This is a genomic window from Desulfarculaceae bacterium, from assembly GCA_020444545.1.
In the GTDB taxonomy this organism is placed as follows: Bacteria; Desulfobacterota; Desulfarculia; order Desulfarculales; family Desulfarculaceae; genus Desulfoferula.
The window spans coordinates 110,602-127,502 of the sequence record JAHLKT010000008.1; the positions used below are offsets into that span (position 1 = coordinate 110,602).

14 protein-coding genes are annotated in these 16,901 nt (G+C 67.2%); 1 reads left to right on the forward strand and 13 read right to left on the reverse strand.

Features of this window, described 5'->3' with window-relative positions; all coding sequences use genetic code 11:
- Nucleotides 1-12: 12 nt before the first annotated feature.
- The 12 genes from KQH53_19295 to KQH53_19350 form a co-directional block, all read right to left on the reverse strand.
- Complete coding sequence (locus KQH53_19295) at nucleotides 13-456, reverse strand: OB-fold domain-containing protein (GenBank protein MCB2228828.1); 444 nt, start codon at nucleotides 454-456, stop codon at nucleotides 13-15.
- 3 nt (nucleotides 457-459) lie between these two features.
- On the reverse strand, nucleotides 460-1,614 hold the full coding sequence (locus KQH53_19300; GenBank protein MCB2228829.1) for a hypothetical protein: 1,155 nt from the start codon (nucleotides 1,612-1,614) through the stop codon (nucleotides 460-462).
- 35 nt (nucleotides 1,615-1,649) lie between these two features.
- The gene (locus KQH53_19305; protein MCB2228830.1) at nucleotides 1,650-3,182 is read right to left on the reverse strand and encodes an AMP-binding protein; all 1,533 of its coding nucleotides are present in this window, start codon (nucleotides 3,180-3,182) and stop codon (nucleotides 1,650-1,652) included.
- Between the two features lie 2 nt (nucleotides 3,183-3,184).
- Nucleotides 3,185-3,607 (reverse strand): VOC family protein, encoded by a 423-nt coding sequence (locus KQH53_19310; GenBank protein ID MCB2228831.1) that lies wholly within the window; start codon nucleotides 3,605-3,607, stop codon nucleotides 3,185-3,187.
- Nucleotides 3,608-3,623: 16 nt separating this feature from the next.
- Entirely contained in the window at nucleotides 3,624-4,019 is a 396-nt protein-coding gene (locus tag KQH53_19315; GenBank protein ID MCB2228832.1) for a cobalamin B12-binding domain-containing protein, read from the reverse strand.
- 16 nt (nucleotides 4,020-4,035) lie between these two features.
- Nucleotides 4,036-5,709 (reverse strand): methylmalonyl-CoA mutase, encoded by a 1,674-nt coding sequence (locus KQH53_19320; protein MCB2228833.1) that lies wholly within the window; start codon nucleotides 5,707-5,709, stop codon nucleotides 4,036-4,038.
- Nucleotides 5,710-5,756: 47 nt separating this feature from the next.
- Nucleotides 5,757-6,530 carry an SDR family oxidoreductase gene (locus KQH53_19325; GenBank protein MCB2228834.1) on the reverse strand — a complete coding sequence of 258 codons (774 nt, stop codon included), beginning with the start codon at nucleotides 6,528-6,530 and terminating at the stop codon, nucleotides 5,757-5,759.
- Between the two features lie 13 nt (nucleotides 6,531-6,543).
- The gene (locus tag KQH53_19330) at nucleotides 6,544-8,583 is read right to left on the reverse strand and encodes a tripartite tricarboxylate transporter permease (GenBank protein MCB2228835.1); all 2,040 of its coding nucleotides are present in this window, start codon (nucleotides 8,581-8,583) and stop codon (nucleotides 6,544-6,546) included.
- Between the two features lie 206 nt (nucleotides 8,584-8,789).
- Nucleotides 8,790-9,761: a tripartite tricarboxylate transporter substrate binding protein gene (locus tag KQH53_19335; GenBank protein MCB2228836.1), complete on the reverse strand. Its 972-nt coding sequence runs from the start codon at nucleotides 9,759-9,761 to the stop codon at nucleotides 8,790-8,792.
- 93 nt (nucleotides 9,762-9,854) lie between these two features.
- On the reverse strand, nucleotides 9,855-10,820 hold the full coding sequence (locus KQH53_19340) for a 3-hydroxyacyl-CoA dehydrogenase family protein (protein ID MCB2228837.1): 966 nt from the start codon (nucleotides 10,818-10,820) through the stop codon (nucleotides 9,855-9,857).
- A 102-nt stretch (nucleotides 10,821-10,922) separates the two neighbouring features.
- The gene (locus KQH53_19345; GenBank protein ID MCB2228838.1) at nucleotides 10,923-11,942 is read right to left on the reverse strand and encodes a LacI family transcriptional regulator; all 1,020 of its coding nucleotides are present in this window, start codon (nucleotides 11,940-11,942) and stop codon (nucleotides 10,923-10,925) included.
- Nucleotides 11,943-12,464: 522 nt separating this feature from the next.
- Nucleotides 12,465-13,736, reverse strand: coding sequence for an MFS transporter (locus KQH53_19350; protein ID MCB2228839.1), 1,272 nt, complete (start codon nucleotides 13,734-13,736; stop codon nucleotides 12,465-12,467).
- 257 nt (nucleotides 13,737-13,993) lie between these two features.
- Here KQH53_19350 and KQH53_19355 point away from each other — a divergent pair, with 257 nt between their 5' ends.
- Nucleotides 13,994-14,221: a hypothetical protein gene (locus tag KQH53_19355; GenBank protein MCB2228840.1), complete on the forward strand. Its 228-nt coding sequence runs from the start codon at nucleotides 13,994-13,996 to the stop codon at nucleotides 14,219-14,221.
- Nucleotides 14,222-14,225: 4 nt separating this feature from the next.
- Here the strand turns inward: KQH53_19355 and KQH53_19360 are convergent, their stop codons facing one another.
- Complete coding sequence (locus tag KQH53_19360) at nucleotides 14,226-16,853, reverse strand: insulinase family protein (protein MCB2228841.1); 2,628 nt, start codon at nucleotides 16,851-16,853, stop codon at nucleotides 14,226-14,228.
- Nucleotides 16,854-16,901: the final 48 nt, after the last annotated feature.

Genomic DNA, 16,901 nt, shown 5'->3' on the forward strand with positions numbered 1-16,901 from the left:
GCAGTCCCTATTCTACTCCTCCGCCACGGGCACAAACTCATAAGCCACCCGCCCGCCGGGCAGGCTGAGCGCCCGGGTGGTCACTTCGCAGCCGGGCTCCACCCCCGGCCCGAAGGAGCTGAGCCTCCCGAAGAGCTTGTAGTCGCCATAGTCGGCCACGGCGATGGCATAGGGCAGGTCTTCCTCGAAGCCCTGGGGCGCGAAGCGCAGCACGCTGTAGGTGGCCAGGGTGCCGGTGCCGCTCACCTCGAACCACTCCATGGGCCCGGCTTCGGCGCAGTCCGGGCAGCCGGCCCGGGGCGGGAAGAAATGCTTGCCGCAGCCGGGGCACTTGGTGCCGCAGACCTTGCCCTCTTCCAGGCGGTCGATGAAGTCGTTGACCTTGGTGGTGGAGGTGAAGCCCTTCCAGCCGAAACGCTCGAAGCGCACGTCCTTCTCCTTTTTAACCTTGCCCATGCCTCACCTCCCCATGACCAGCACGTTGGCGTAGAGGCCCACGCCGCCCACGTTGTGCACCAGGCCGATGCCGGGGTCCTTCACCTGCATGTCCCCCGCCTCGCCCCGGAGCTGCAACACGATGGTGCGCATCTGGCTGCCCCCGGTGGCTCCGATGGGATGGCCCTTGCTCAAGAGGCCGCCGTCCACGTTCACCGGGATGGAGCCGTCCAGGTAGGTCTGCTTGGAGCGGATCAGCTCCGGGCCGCCGCCGGGCTCGGCGAAGCCCAGGTTCTCGTAGGCCATCATCTCGGCGATGGTGAAGCAATCGTGCACCTCGGCCACGTCGATGTCCCCCGGGCCCACCCCGGCCATCTTGTAGGCCGAGGCCGCCGCCTGGCGGGCCACGTCGAAGCCGCTGAACTCATCGCGCAGGGCCAGGTTCACCGGGGCCGAGGCCGAGCCCAGGCCCATCAGCCACACCGGCTTTTCGATGCCCAGCTCGCGCACCTTGGCCTCGCTGGCCAGGATCAGGGCGCTGGAGCCGTCGGCGTTGGCGCAGCAGTCCATCACCTTCAGCGGGTCGGCCACCGGGTCGGCGGCCAGGCACTGCTCCAGGTCCACCGCCTTGCGGTACACCGCCTTCTGGTTGATCTGGCCGTAGGTGGCGGCCTTGACGCGGATGAGGGCCAGGTCTTCTTCGGTGGTGCCGTAGCGGGCCATGTGCCCCCGCGCGAACATGGCGTAGTAGGCGGGCATCATGGTGCCGAAGGGGCTCTCCCACTGGATGTCCGCGCCCCGGCCCATGCGCTCCTGGGTCTCGGAGCTGGAGATTTCGCTCATCTTCTGGAAGCCCAGCACCATCATGGTCTCGTGCAGGCCGCCGGAGATCATGCCGTAGGCCATGCGCACCCCGGTGGTGCTGGAGCAGCACAGGCTCTCCACGTAGGCGGTGGGCTGGGGGTTCAGGCCGCAGTACTCGGCGATGACCCCGGCCGGGGAGCGCTGGCGGTCGTACTCCGGGGCCGAACAGACCAGCGATCCCTGCACCTCGCCGCGCTCCAGGCCCGCGTCGTCCATGGCCTCGCGGAAGGCCTCGTAGGCCAGTTCCTTGATGGAGCCGGGATAGCCGCGCACAAAGGCCGACTGCCCCACCCCGATGATGGCTACTCTACCCATGCTGTCTCTCCTTGAGGGGCAATGCGGCGGGGCGCTCAGCCCTGTTTTTTGAGAAGCTCTTTCTTGATGCGGCCGATGGCGCTTTTCTCGAAGCCCTCCACGAACACGATGAAGGCGGGGATCTTGAACTCGGCCAGCTTGCCGGAGCACCAGGCGCGGGCCTCCTCCTCGCTGAGCGACGCGCCGTCAACCAGCTTGATGAAGGCCTTGACCTCTTCCTCGCCGGTGCCCAAATCGCTGGGCACCCCGATCACCGCCGACTCCTCGATGAGCTCGTGCGCGTTCAAGACCGCCTCGATCTGGGTTGGGCTGATCAGCTCGCCCCGGCGGCGGATCACTTCCTTTTGGCGGCCCACGAAGTGGATGTAGCCCTCGTCGTCGCGCCAGCCCACGTCGCCGGTGTGAATCCAGCCGTCCCGCTTGGTCTCGGCGGTCTTTTCCGGGTCGCGGTAATACTCCAGCATCACCGCCGGGTTCTTGATGATGATCTCGCCCTGCCCGCCCGGGGCCGCCTCCCGTCCCATGGCGTCCACGATGCGCACCGCGTTGTCCACGGACGGGTCGGGGTGCTCCATGGGAACCCCGATGGTGCCGGGCTTCCTAGGCATGGTGCCCTCGCGGGGGCCCATGATGGCCATGGTGGATTCGGTGAGGGAGTAGATGGTCTGAATCTTCAGGCCGAAGCGCTCTTCAAAGGCGGGGTAGATGTCGGGGGGCACGCTGCCCGCCACCATGGTGCGCACCGTGTGCTCGCGGTCGATGGCCATGGGCTCGCGGGCCCACACCCAGGGGGTCACCGCCTGCACCAGCACCATGATGGTGGCCTGGTACTCCACCGCCTGCTCGATGATCCGCGAACCGCTGAAGCGCTCCAGAAGGATCAGGCTGGCCCCGGCGTTCAACACGCCCATGGTGGAATAGACCTGGGCGTTGGCGTGGAACAGGGGGTTGGGGGTCATCACCCGGTCGGCCGCCTGGATGCCCACGGTGTAGGCGTAGGACTGGCCGGTGGTCACCCAGCCGTAGTGGCTGTTCAAGACACCCTTGGGCATGCTGGTGGTGCCCGAGGTGTAGATGCACACGCAGGGGGCCTGCTCGTCCACCGCTATGTCCAGGGGCGAGCCGTCGCCGGTGAGCAGCGCGCCGAACCATTGGTGGCCCGCGGCCTCGCCTTCCGCGCCGGTGACGAAGATCGCGCCCAGGGCCTCCTTGGCGCTGGCCTCCACCTGCTCCAGGAGCGGCAAAAACTTGGGCTCCAGGATCATGGCCTTGGCCCCGGAGTGGCCCAGGATGTAGCCCATCTCCGCCTCGGTGAACACCGGGTTGATGGGCACCGCCACCGCGCCCAGCATGTTCAGGCCGAACCAGGCGTAGAGGAACTCGGGCGCGTTGGTCTGCATGATGGCCACGAAGTCGCCCGCGCCCACTCCCCGCGCGGCCAGGCCCCGGGCCGCCTGGTTGATGCGCTCGAACATCGTGGCGTAGGTGATCTCCTGGCCGCCGAAATACAAAAAGACCTTGTCGGGCTGCTCAGTGGCCCGCTGCTGCCAAAGCTGGGGGATGTTCACGGCTAGTCTCCGGTAATCTCGCGGGAGCGCTCCACCAGTTCGGTGAGCACGTTCTGGGTGTCGGCCGGTTGCAGGAAGATGATGCGCGAGTCGTCGCCGCCCGGACGGGGGCCGCTGTCGCGCAGGGCCACGCCCGTGGCCTCGCACTGGGCCATGGCCTCTTCCAGGCTCTCCACCCGGTAGGCGATGTGGTGGAAGCCGGGGCCCTTGTCCTCAAGGAACTGGCCGATGCGTCCGGCCCCCGGCGCGGTGGGCTCCAACAGCTCCATGAGTACCTCGCCCACCGGCAGGAAGGCGATGCGCACGGAGATGTCCTCCAGGGTTTCGATCTTGATCGGCTTGAGGCCGAAGGCCTTCTCGAAAAGCTTCAGGGCGGGCTCCAGTTGGTGCACCGCGATCCCGATGTGGTCTATCTTTTTCAGCATGATCTTTTTCCCCGCCTCAGCGCGGCAGATGTTTTTCCAGGGCCGTGAGGATGCTGGGCAGGCTGGCTCCGGGCCCGAATATTTCCTTGACCCCCATCTCCTTCAGTTTCCCCGCGTCGTCCGGCGGTATGATGCCTCCGCCGAACACCGGGATGTCCCCGGCCCCCTGCTCCTTGAGCAGGTCCAGGGTCTTGCCGAAGAGGGTCATGTGCGCCCCCGAGAGGATGCTCAGGCCGATCAGGTCCACATCCTCCTGGATGGCGGTGCTCACTATCTGGGCGGGGGTCACCCGCCGTCCGGTGTAGATGACCTCGTAGCCCGCGTCCCTCAGGCCCATGGAGACCACCCGCGCCCCCCGGTCGTGGCCGTCCAGGCCCGGCTTGGCCATCAGCACCCTATGCTTGCGTGCCATTATTTATGCTCCTCCCCTACAGCCCGCTCTCGCGGTACAGGCCGAAGACCTGGCCCATGGTGCCGCAGATCTCGCCAATGGTGGCGTAGGCCTCCACCGCGGCGGTGATGGCGGGCACGGTGTTGACGCCCTCGCGGGCCGCGGCGGCCACCCCCTCCAGGGCCGCGTCCACCTTGGCCTGGTCCCGCGAGGCGCGCAGGGCTTTTAGCTTGGCGATCTGGCGCTCCTGGGCCTCTGCCGGGGGCCGGAAGATGGCGATGGGCGGATCATCCTCCTCGGTGAAGGCGTTGACCCCCACCACCACCTGCTCGCCCGCGTCCACCTTGGTCTGCCACTCGTAGGCGGTCTCGTCGATGGCCCGGCGGAACCACTGGTTGTCGATGCACTTGACCGCGCCGCCTTGGCTCTCCACCTCGGCCAGGAGCTCGCGCACCTTGGCCTCGATCTGCTCGGTGAGGCTCTCCAAGAAGTAGGAGCCGCCCAGGGGGTCGATGGTGTCGGCCAGGCCGGTCTCGTGGGCGATGATCTGCTGGGTGCGCAGGGCCAGCTTCACCGACTCCTCGGTGGGGGTGCAGAAGGCCTCATCGTAGGAGCAGGGGAACAGGCTCTGGCAACCGCCCAGCACCCCGGCCAAACACTCGATGGCCACCCGCACCACGTTGTTCATGGGCTGCTGGGCGGTGAGGGTGCTGCCCGCGGTGAAGTTAACCAGGCTCAGGCCCAGCTTGTCCGGGTCGCTCACCCCGTAGCGCTCCTTGGCCAGGCGGGCCCAGAGGCGGCGCATAACCCGGAACTTGGCGATCTCCTCCATGAAGTTCATGTTGCAGCTCATGAAGGCCGAGAGCTGAGGCAGCACCGCATCCAGGTTTGCCCCCCGCCGGGCCACCTCATCCAGATAGGCCAGGCCGTCGGCCAGGCTGAAGGCCACCTCCTGCACCGCGTCCGAGCCCGCCTCCCTCAGGTGGTAGCCGCACAGGGTGAGCGGCAGCCAGTTGGGATGGTGGTTGGCGCAGTACTCGATGAGGTCGCAGCTCAGGCGCAGCGAGGGCTCGGGCGGGTAGATGTAGGTGCCCCGGGAGATGAACTCCTTGAGGATGTCGTTCTGGATGCGCAGGGTGATCTGGTCGGGGTCCACCCCCTGCTTCTTGGCCAGGGCGATGAACATGGCCAGGCCCACCACGCTCATGGCGTTGGCCACCAACGATATCTGGCGGGGCTGGTCCAGGGGGATGCCCTCGAACACCGTCTCCAGGTCTTGCAGCGAATCCAGGGCCACCCCGATGCGCCCCACCTCGCCGTCGGCCAGGGGGTCGTCCGAGTCCAGGCCCAGCTGGGTGGGCAGGTCCAGGGCGATGGAGATGCCCGCCCCGCCCTGGGCCAGGAGGTAGCGGTAGCGCTTGTTGGCCTCGGCCGCGTCGCCGAAACCGGCGTACTGCATGAACAGCCAGGGAGCCGCGCGGTAGCCCAGGGGGTCCTTGCCCCGGGTGAAGGGGAAGCGGCCCGGGAAACCCAGGTCCTCCACGTAGTCCTGGCCCGCCGCCTCCACGTCCAAGGGCGTGTAGAGCCGCTTCACCGGGATGCCCGAGGGCGTGGCGAAGCTGTCCTTGCGCTCGCCCCGGGCCTGGAGCGCCTTGGCCACCGGCCCCTCTTCCCACAGGCTCAGTTGTTCGCCTAGTCGGTCTTTGCTCATGGCGTCTTTCTCTATAAGGCGGGCCGAGGGTTCACGGCCCGCCGGTCTCAGGCGGAGAAGACTCCGCCGTTCACGTCCAGGGTGACCCCCACCACGAAGCCGGCCTCGGCCGAGCAGAGGTAGAGCACCGCGCCCACGATCTCGCCGACCTCGGGCAAACGGCCCATGGGGATGCCCGCGATGAACTGGGCCCGCTGCTCGTCGGTCTTGCGCTCGTCCCACATCTTCTGGATGCGCGCGCCGCTCAGCACCAGGGCCGGGGCCACCGCGTTAACGTTGATGCCGAAGGGAGCCAGCTCCTGGCCCACGTGGCGGGTCAGGGCGATGATGCCGCCCTTGGCGGCCACGTACTGCACCGGGGTGAACTTGCCCCCGGCGCGGGCGGTGATGGAGCTGAGGTTCACGATCTTGCCCGAGCGGGCCTGCTTCATTATCCTGGCCGCCGCCCGGGTGCACAGGAAAGTGCCCTTGAGGTTGAGCTCCACCACCTTGTCCCAGTCGGCGGTCTCCACCTCGTCTACCGGGGCCTGGGGCACGCCCATGCTGCCCCCGGCGTTGTTTATCAGGATGTCCAGGGAGCCCCACTTGCTCAGGGCTGCGTCCATCAGGGCCTGAACCGAGGCCTCGTCGGTCACGTCGCAGGCCAGGCCCATGGCCTCGCCGCCATTGGCGCATATCTCCGCCGCCGCCGCCGAGGCCAGGGCCCCGTCCACATCGGCCAGGAGCACCCGCGCCCCCTCGGCGGCCAGGGCCGCCCCGAAGGCGCTGCCGAAGCCGCCGCCCCCGCCGGTGACCACGGCGGTCTTGTCCTTGAAGCGCATCGCAAGTCCCTCCTTAGTCGTCCAGCCAGGGCATGGGCGGCAGGGGCACCTCCAGGGCGTACTCGAACAGGAACTTGATCGCCACCGGGGCCACGATGGCCAGGGGCACGATCAGCTTGGGGTTGCGCTCGCCCAGCAGGTAGCAGAAGCCCAGGATGCCGGCCACCGAGGAGATCATGAAGCCCAGGAGATCCAGGCCCAGCAGATACAGGCCCATGCCGCCCACATAGGCGCTCACCCGCCTGACCGCGGTGATCTTCACCTGCGAGTAGCCCAGCGTGCTCCGCTTGCGCCACTGGTTGAACGCCAGGCACACGCAGAGCACGCTGCCCAGCAGGAGCAGGGTGTTGGGGAACAACAGGGCCGAGACCCCGAAGCCGCCCGGCGTCTCGATCTGGCTGGGGAAGAGATAGAAGTAGCACCAGCCGAACACGGCCAGGATGACCAGGGTGCCGGTGATCTGGAAGACGAAGTTGGAGACCCGCACGTGGCCTTCCACCTTTTCCGGCACCGCCGGTTCCAGGTGGGTGGTGGCCTCGCAGGCGGCCGCGTCGGCCTCGGCCTTGCGCTCGCGGTGGCGGAAACGGCTGTAGAGAATGGTGCCCACCGAGAGGAAGGTGAAGATCCACAGGCCGATGGACAGGGGGCTCTCGAACAGGAAGCCGTAGTGCCCCTGGCTGATCTGCATGGCCCGCCGGAAGTTGTCTTCGAGCAGCGGCCCCAGGATGAAGCCGATGAGGAAGGTGGCCCGGGGGAAGTTGAGCTTGTTCAGGGCGTAGCCGATGAGCCCGAAGGTGAAGGCCACCCCCACGTCGAACAGGCTCTGGTTGAAGGCGTAGGAGCCCACCGCGCACAGCACCAGCATCAGGGGGAAGATCACCGTGACCCGGAGCGAGGCCGCCCGGGTGAACACCGGCAAAAGCCCCCGCGCGATGCAGTAGAGCAGCATGTTGGCCATGAGCAGGCCGGCGTACACGCCGTAGACCACGTTGGGCGCCTCTTGGAAGATCAAGGGCCCGGGGGTCAGGTCGTGGATGAGGAAGGCCCCCACCAGGATGGCCGCCTCCACGTCGCCGGGCACGCCCAGGCCCAGCAGGGGCACCAGGTTGGCCCCGCTCACCGCGTTGTTGCCCGACTCCGCCCCGGCGATGCCCTCCACCGAGCCGTGGCCGAACTCCTCGCGGTGCTTACTCTGCCGCCAGGCGGCGTCGTAGCCCATGAAGGCGCCCAAGGTGGGTCCCAGGCCGGGGATGATGCCGATGCAGGTGCCCAAGAGCGAGCCGCTGACCATGGGCCGCACCATGAGCTTCCAGTCGCGCCGGGTGATGCGGGTGTCGTCCTTGCAGGTGGGCGGCGGGATATGGGCCTGCACCTGGCGCACCCGCTGTTCGTACTGGGCCATGATCTCGGGGATGGTCAACAGGCCGATCAGCATGGGGATCAGGCTGATGCCGTCCACCAGCTCGTTCAGGTCGAAGGTGAGCCGGGGCAGCGAGGTGCTGGGGTCCAGGCCGATCAGAGCGATCAGGAGCCCCATGACCGCCGTGATCAGGCCCTTCAACAGGCTCTTGCCCGAGGCCGGGCCCACGATGGTCAGGGCCATGACCGCCACCGCGGTGAACTCGCCGGGGCCGAACTGCAAGGCCACCCGGGCCAGGTTCACCGCCAGGAGGATCAGGATGATGTCGGAGAAGGTGTCGCCGATCACCGAGGCGGTCAGGGAAATTTTCAGAGCTTTGATGGCCTTGCCCGCTTTGGCCAGGGCATGGCCGTCGGCTACAGTGGCCGCGGCCGCCGATGTTCCCGGCGCGCACAGCAATATGGCCGATATGGAGCCGCCGAAGATGCCGCCCTTGTAGGCCCCCATGAGCATCATCAGGCTGGGGATGGGGGGAAGGGTCAGGGTGAGGGGGATGACCATGGCGATGCCCATGGTGGCCGTGAGCCCGGGTATGGAGCCCAACACGATGCCCGCCGCCACCCCGCAGACCAGATAGATCAGGTTGGCGGGGGCCAGCACATCCGCGAATCCGTTTAGCAGTAATTCAAGCATGGCTATCTCGCAGGCCCCTGCCGGGGCCCCTTAGCGGCCGCGAATCCTTGGTTTAAGAATAAGGGTGATCCCTCGCCTGGTGACCCAGGGGAGGGAACTCCGCCCTGGGGGGCCGGGTTCCGGGGCGGCCGGAAACGGCGGGCGGAGAAAATGGTTTTGCGTTGCTTCAGCGGCAAGGAACCACCCATGCGTGCATCAGGTCCGGGTTACTTCTTGCCCAGGCCCAAGGCCTTCAGGTCGCGGCCCATCTCGTCGTAGCCCTTGAGGCAGAACTTCTCGTAATCCGGGCCGCTCATGAACATGGGGGCCATGCCCAGATCCACCATCTTCTTCTGGATGACCTTGTCGGCCACGGCGGCCTTGAAGGCGGCCTGCAGCTTGGCGCGGCGGTCGGCCTTGATGCCGGCAGGAGCGGCGAAGCCCAGCCAGGAGTCGATGTCGGTCTTGTAGCCCAGCTCCCGCAGGGTGGGCACGTCGGGCAGCAGAGGCCAGCGCACCGGCGAGCAGGAGGCCAGCATACGCATCTGGCCGGTCTTCACCTGGGGAGCGATGTCCATGGGGTTGCCCACGATCAGGTCCACGTGGCCGCCCAAGAGGGCCACGGTGGTCTCCTTGCCCGACTTGTAGCGGACCCAGACCACGTTATCCATCTTCTTGCCGGTGACCGCGGCCAGGCGGGGGAAGATGAGGTACTGCACCGGGCTGGGGGTGGCCATGGTGATGCGCTTGCCGCTCTCGATGGCCTTCATCAGGTCGCCGAAGGTCTTGTAGGGGCTGTCGGCCTTTACCGCGATGCCGTAGAGATAGCGGCACACGCCGGCGATGAAGGCGAAGTCCTTGATCTTGTAGTTGACCTTCATCAGGTGGGGCGCCACGCCCATGGGCGAGAAGCTGGTCACGCCGATGGTGTAGCCGTTGGGCTTGCGGGTGGCCAGGTAGGTGGGGCCCACGGTTCCGCCGCCGCCGGCCTTGTTGACCACGGTGATGGGCTGGCCCAGGGGCTTCTCGGCAACTGAGCAGAGCAGGCGGCTGGTCAGGTCGGTGGTGCCGCCCGCGCCGTAGTTGACGATGAAGGTGATGGGTTTGTCGGGGTACTTGGCCAGAGCCGCGCCGCCGCCCAAAAGCAGCATGAGCATGGCGGCCAAGGCCATGAAAGTTGCCAATCTGAAGCTCCGCATTATCCTCTCCTTTGTTATGCGGTTTTACCAACCCGCCTTATTGCCAAGGCGATAAGTCTCCCTCTCCCACGGGCCGGAACTCCCGGCCCGGTTTCACACCAGGCGTTTTTTCTCCAGGCAGAACCCCACGGCCTGCATGATCCGGAGCATGTAGCGGTCGCGCTCCTTGCATACCTCGGCATAGGGGCGGCCGGAGTAGTCGTAGAAGCCCTTGCCGCTCTTGGCCCCCAGCTCGCCCTTGTCCAGGTGCTCGTAGAGCGCCTTGGGGCGATCCTCGATGGGCGGATCGAAGAACTCCTTGTCCAACAGGTTGCGCGCGCTCAGGTCCAGGCCGGTGAAGTCCACCCGCTGCACCAGGCCCAGGAGCATCATGCGTGGGGCTATGGAGGCCTTCACCGCCAGGTCCAGGTCCTCGGGGCTCACGTAGCCCTCTTCCAGCAAAAAGAAAACCTCGCGGTTCAGGTGCCTTTGCAGCCGGTTGATCAAAAAGCCCGGCACGTAGCGCTCGATCTCCACCGGCAGCTTGCCCAGCTTCCTGAGCAGGGCCAGGGTCAGCTCCACGGTGGCCGGGTCCACCCCCGGGTCCTTGACCACCTCCACCAGGGGGATGATGTGGGGCGGGGCGAACCAGTGGGCGATGATCGAGCGGGGCAAAAGCTCCGGCGGGGCCAGGGGGTAGATGTTCAGGGTGGAGGTGTTGCTCCACAGCAGAGCGTGGCTCGGCGCGTTGGCTAGGACTTCCGCGAAGACCTGGGTTTTCACCTCGCGGTTTTCCAGCACCGCCTCCACCACGATGTCCGCCGAGGCCACCGCCTCGGCGATGGAGCCCGCGTAGGTGACGCGCCCGGCGGCGGCCTCGGCCTCGGCCGGGTCCAGGCCGGTCAGATCCACCAGGTTTTCCAGGGTGGCGGCGATGGTGGCCGCGCAGATCTCGGCCGCCTCGGGGCGGGGATCATAGCCCACCACCGGGTAGCCGCCCTGGGCAAAGGCCAGAGCCAGGCCCGGGCCCATGGTGCCCAGGCCGATCACCGCGATGCTTTTCACTTGCTCCAGGTTCATGCTTTCACTTCCCCACGGTACGTATCCGCAAACGTTTGCAGCCGAGTGCAAAATTTTTTCATGCCTTGCGGCCCCTGCGCCGCCCCCCTTGTCGCCGGCGGCTCAGGCCTTGGGGGCCTGGTACACGCCGGTGGATTCCCGTATCACCAAAGAGGACGGAATGACCACATGCTTCTGCTGACAGTGGCCTTGCTCAATTAATTCAATGAGATTGACCGCTGCGGCCCGGCCGACCCCCACCACGGGCACCGTGATGGTGGTTAGGGGCGGGTCGGTGAGCTCCAAAAGGTCCGAGCAGCCGATGGCCATCACCGAGATGTCCTGGGGTATCTTGAGCCCCCGGCTGTGGATCTGGTGCAAGGCTCCGGGGGTGACCGCGTCGTTGATGCAGATCACCGCGCTGGGCGGCTGGTCCATGTCCAACAGATCGCCCATGAGCCGGAAGCCGTCCGTCTTGGAGAAGTCGCTCTCCTTGACATATTTTTCGTTTAATTCCAAGTTGTTGTCCGCGAAGGCCCGCTTGTAGGCCTCCAGGCGCTCGATGGAGTACTTGGAATTCATGAAGCCCAGGATAAAGGCGATGCGCCGGTGGCCCAGGCCGATCAGGTAGTTCACCCCCCGGTAGACGTCCTTCAAGTTCTCCGAGCTGACGCTGGAGATGTCTTGCTCCATGCCCGCCGGGAAGCCGGGCACCACCACTGCGGGGATCTTCTGCTCGATGAGGTAGGGAATGTGCTCGTCGTCGATGCGGTTGGCCACCACCACTATGCCGTCCACCAGGCGGCGGTGATAGAGGTTGGCGTAGTTGTCCTGGGGGTTGATGTTGAGCATCAGGTGGTAGCCCCCTTGGTTGGCCACCGAGCTCAGCCCAAGCAATATATCGGAATAATAGGGATTCTGGAACGCAAACTCGCTGGCGCGCAGGATGACGACCCCGATGACCCCGATGCGGTTCTGGACCAGGGCCTTGGCCATGGAGTGGGGGTGGTAGTTCAGCTCGCGGGCCAGCTTGAGGATCTTCTCGCGGGCCTCGGGGTTAACCCCGGGCTGACCGTTGAGCGCCCGCGACACCGAGGAAAAGGAAACCCCGGCGCGTTTGGCGATTTGCTTGATAGTGGCCATGCCGCGAAAAACAACACCTTTTCATAGGGTCATTCACGTGTATCGCAAACGTTTGCAACAAGTCAACCCCTAATGTGGCGGCCTGGTGATTTGTGAGGCGGCTTCATTTTCAGGAGAGCGCCTGACGGCGGGAGCATCGGATGGTACAATTGAACAAGTGGTTTTCCCAGGCGCAACCTGATGTGCGAGTAGAGGCCCCAGTGCAGATACACATAAGCCCCGAAGCCCGCGACTGGCTGACCGCCCACGGCGGCCAGCTCACCATCGACCCCCCCGCCTCGGGCGGCGGCTGAGCCCCGGCCACCGGGGCGCGGTTCGCGCCCACGCCTCCCCGAGCCGGCACCGAAGGCCTCTACGGCCGTCACCGCATCGACGGGGTGGAATTGTTCGTCCACCGCAACCTGATGCTCACCGCTCCCCGGCTCACCGTGAGCATGGGCGGCATCTGGCGCTGGCGCTGGCTGAAGGTGGACGGAGTGGCCCCCCTGGCCGCCTGCGCCATGTAGGCCCCGAAGGCCCGCCCTACTTTTTCTCGGGGATAAGCTTGCTGTCGGGAATGAACAGGTAGGCCGCTCCGGCCGCGCCCAGGGCCACGGCCATGAAGCCCCACACCGGCCAGTAGCCCGCCACCCCCTGCATGGTGGTGGGCTCGCCTTCCACCAAAAATCCGGCCATCTGCATCACCCCCGCCGCGCCCAGCATGGTGTAGAGGTTGATGCCGGTGAGCGCCCGCGCCGCCAGGTGGTCGGGCAGAAGCTCCTTGATGTGGGGGTACATGATCTGCCCCGCCGAGGTGGCCACGCCCATCCCCAGGAACAAAAGGTCCACCAGCCACCAGGGCGCGCCGTACATCAGACCCAGGGTCAGGGTGAGCAGCGCCGAGGCGAACAGGGAAGGCGCGATCACCCACTTGCGCGAGGCCACCACCGAGTCGCTGATGCGGCCCAACAAGGGCAGTCCCACCATGTAGCCGATGGTGATGAACAACAGGGCGTTGCCCGCCTCCACCGGGGTCATCTTCAGGCCGTAGATGAGATAAGGCCCGGCCCAGAGGCCTTGCAGGGTGAGGATGCAGCCGTAGCGGAAGAAGGTGGCGAAGCTGATGACCCAGTAGAAGGGCCGCTTGAGCAGGCCGCCCCAGCCCTGGAAAGGGTTCCGGCTCTGGGGGGCCGCCGGGCGCTCCGCTCCGGGCGGGTAGTCGCGCACCACCAGCCACAGGCAGAAGCCTTGCAGGGCGTTGAGCGCCGCCACGACGACAAAGGAGCCGCGCCAGCCCACCGCCTGGGACAACAGCACCAGGGGCGTGGCGGCCAACAGCTGCCCGGCCATGCCCGCTCCCACGATCACCCCGGTGATGGTGGCGAAGCGGTTGGCCGGGAACCAGGAGCCCACCAGCACCATGGTGCCGATCATGTTGCAGCTCACCCCCGCGCCCATGAGCACCCGGGCCAGGGTAAGGCTGGCGATGCCCCCGGCAAAGGCGAAGACCAGGGAGCCGGCCACCGCCGAGGCGGCCAGCACGGTCATCACCCGGCGCGAGCCCCAGCGGTCCAGCACCATGCCCAAGGGTATCTGGGCCACGGCGAAGGCATAAAAAAAGGCGGCCGAGGCGTCACTGAGCTGGCTGAGGCTGATGTCCAGGTCGCGGGTCAGCTCCGGCGAGATGACCGTGACCGAGACGCGCAAGAAGGTGGAGAAAAGGAAGCCCCATAGGCACACCACCAGAATGGCCCAGGATCGGCGGTGGTGCCGGGGCGTACCCGGCGATCGAGTCGTGGTGGCGGCGGGCTCCATTGTTTAGAGATTCTACCCGCCCTCGCCCCGGCAATCACCCCTTTTGATGCGGCCTAGGCGCAATCGGCGCGGCGGAGAGCTCGCCGGGTTCCCAGTCGCCCACCGTGCCCCAAAACTCGCCCCCGCAGCCCGCCGTGAGCAGCGCAGCCAGGAGCAGCGCGGCCAGCCCCAGACGAAGCAGGGTACGCTTTTGCTTGCCAGGAGGGGTCACTTTCCTATAACCTCCCGTAAGTTTTAGCACTTGCCTGGAGAGGCCCATGACCGTGCCCCGTTTTCGCAAGTTTTCCCTGGCCTGGCTGCTGCTGGCTTGCCTGTTTTTGGCCCCGGCCTGCAGCGGCGGGGGCGGCGGCGCGGGCGATGCGGTCAACGACGCGGTGAACGAGACCGCCCAGGACGCGGTGGACATCGTGGACCGCCAGGTGAACACCGTGGCCGATCAAAACATCGATGACATCACCAACAACGTCAAGGACGCCGTGAATTAGCCTTTTACTTGGCCTTGCCCTTGGCCTGCGGCCCGGCGATCAACAGCGTCTGGTGGGCCGGGTTCAGGTACTTGTCCACCGCCGCCTTCACCTGCGCGGCGCTAACCGCCTTCACCTTGGCCGGCACCTGGGTGTAGAAGAGCCAGCCCAGGCCGTTCAGCTCGCCCCCGGCCATGGCCATGGCCTGAGCGGCGTAGCTTTGCAGGCCGATGGCGTTCTGGCCCAGGTAGTAGGCCTTGGCCCGCTCCATCTCCTTGGGGCTGGGCGCGGCGGAGCGCATGGCGCTGATGTGCTCGCCCAGGCCCCCCAGCGCGGCGGGCTCCTTGCCCGGCCCCACGCCCATGTAGAAGCCGAACACGCCGCCGCCCAGGGCGGGGCTGTAGAAGGGCTGCACCGAGTAGGCCAGGGAGCGCTTGTCGCGTAGGTCGCTGAAGAGCCGCCCGCCCATGCCGCCCATCACCGCGTCGGCCAGCTCCAGGGGCCAGCGCTTGCCCGAGCCCACCCCGGGCGCGGCGAAACCAATGAGTATCTGGCTCTGGCGGGCCTGCGGCTCGTCGATCAGCTCCTGGCGCGGCTTGGCCGGGGGCGCCACCGGCGGCACGCTGATCTTGGCCGCCTGGCCGCTCAGCTTGCCCATGAGGCGGGTCACCTCGGCCTTTACCTGCTTGGGGTCCACGTCGCCCACCACCGAGAGCACGCAGCCGCCCGGCCCCTTGAGACGGGCCATGGCCCCTTGCAGGGCGGCGCGGTCCAGCTTGGCCAGGCTCTCGGGCGTGCCCAGGGGGTCGTGGCCGTAGGGATGGCCGCCGTAGACCAGGGCGCGGAAGCGCTTGAAGGCCCGCGCGATGGGCGAGTTCATCTGAGCCCGGAGGGCGGCCAGCTGCTCGGCCTTGGCCTTGGCCACCTGGGCGGCCGGGAAGTCGGCCTTGGTCCACACCTGGGTCATCAGCTCCAGGCCGCGCTTCCAGTCGCGGGCCAGGAAGCTGCCGGAAAGCCCCGAGCTGCTCTTGCCCGAGAAGCCGCTGAGGCCGGCGGCCATGTCCTCCAGCTCGCGGGTGAGCGCCTCGTAGCTCAGCTCGCCCGCCCCCCGGGTGACCGAGCGCGACCACAGGGAGTAGAGCCCGGCCTGGCCGGGGCCCTCGGCCGCCTGGCCGCCCGGCGCGGCCAGAAGATAGGCCACCAGGGGTACGGCGTGGGCGGGCTTGACCAGCAGGGTCAGGCCGTTGGGCAGCACAAAGCGCTGGGGCTGGTCCGGGGCCGAGGCCTTGGCCGCGGGCGCGTCATAGGCCTTGGCCGCCACCTGCTGGAGCGCGGCCAGGTCCGGGGCCGGGGCCCCCTCGGGAAGCTGGATCACCACCGACAGCCGAGCGGGTTGCATATACGCGCGGGCGGTCTGGGCCACCTCGGCCGCGTCCAGCTGGTTGAAGCGCTGGGTGTAGGTCTCCACCTTTTCGAAGCCGCCTCTAAACATTTCGAAATAGCCCAGCTCGCGGGCCTGGCCCTGCATGGTCTGGCGGGAGCGCACGAAGCCGGCCGCCAGGTTGACCCGGGCCCGCTTGAGCTCCTCGCCGGTGGGCGGCTGTTGCCACAGGGTCATGGCCTCGCTGAGCAACGCGGGCCAGGCGGCCTGCACCTTGTCCGGGGCCAGGGAGGCCTCCACCTCGAACAGGCCGATGCCCTCCGGGGTGTAGGCCCCGGCGTCGGCGGTGTCCACCAGGCCGCGCTTTTCCTTAAGCCGCGACCACAGGCGGCTGGTCTCGCCCTCGCCAAGCACGGTGGCCCCCATGTCCAGGGGATAGACCTCCGGGCTGGGCAGGCCGGGGGTGGTCCAGGTCAGGCTGATGGTGGCCTGCTTGACCTTGTCGCGCATGATGCTGAGGCGCGGCCCGGCGGGGCGCGGGTCCCGGGGCAAGGTGAACTTGGGCGCGGGCTCCTTGCTCAGCGGCGCGAAGGCCTTTTCGATGAGCGGCAGAATCTCGGCGGTCTTGAAGTCGCCGACGGCCACCACCAGCATGTTGGGGGCGCGGTACCAGCGGGCCTTGTAGTCCAGGATGTCCTGGCGGCTGATGGCCTTGACCGACTCGATGCTGCCGATGATGGGGCGGCCGTAGGGCGTGTCGCCGAAGGCCTGGGAGAAGACCCGCCAGCCCATGCGCCGGTTGGGGTTGTTCAGGTTCATGCGGACCTCTTCGATCACCACCTCTTTTTCCTTGGCCAACTCCTTGGCGTCGAAAGAGGCGTTGACCACCGCGTCGGCCAGGATGTCCAGGGCCTGGGGGGCCGAGGCGCTGGCCGCCACCACGTAGTAGTTGGTGTGGTCAAAGGTGGTGTAGGCGTTCACCTCGCCGCCCAGGGCCTCGATGGCCCCGGCCATCTCGCCGGCGGGCCGCTTGGGGGTGCCCTTGAAGATCATGTGTTCAATGAGGTGGGTTATGCCGTACTCGCCCTTTTTCTCGTAGATGGACCCGGCGCGCACCCAAACCTGGAAGGCGGCCACCGGGGCCTCGTGGTTTTCGGCCACGATGACCGTGAGGCCGTTGGCCAGCTTGTGGCGGGTGGGCGCGGCCCAGGACAGGGCGGGCAGCAACAGGACAAGGGCGAGGGCCAGGGTGAAGGCGAGACGGCGGCGCATTTAGCTCTCCCGGGTCCGGCCAAGGGGCCGGGTAAAAAACAACGTTAT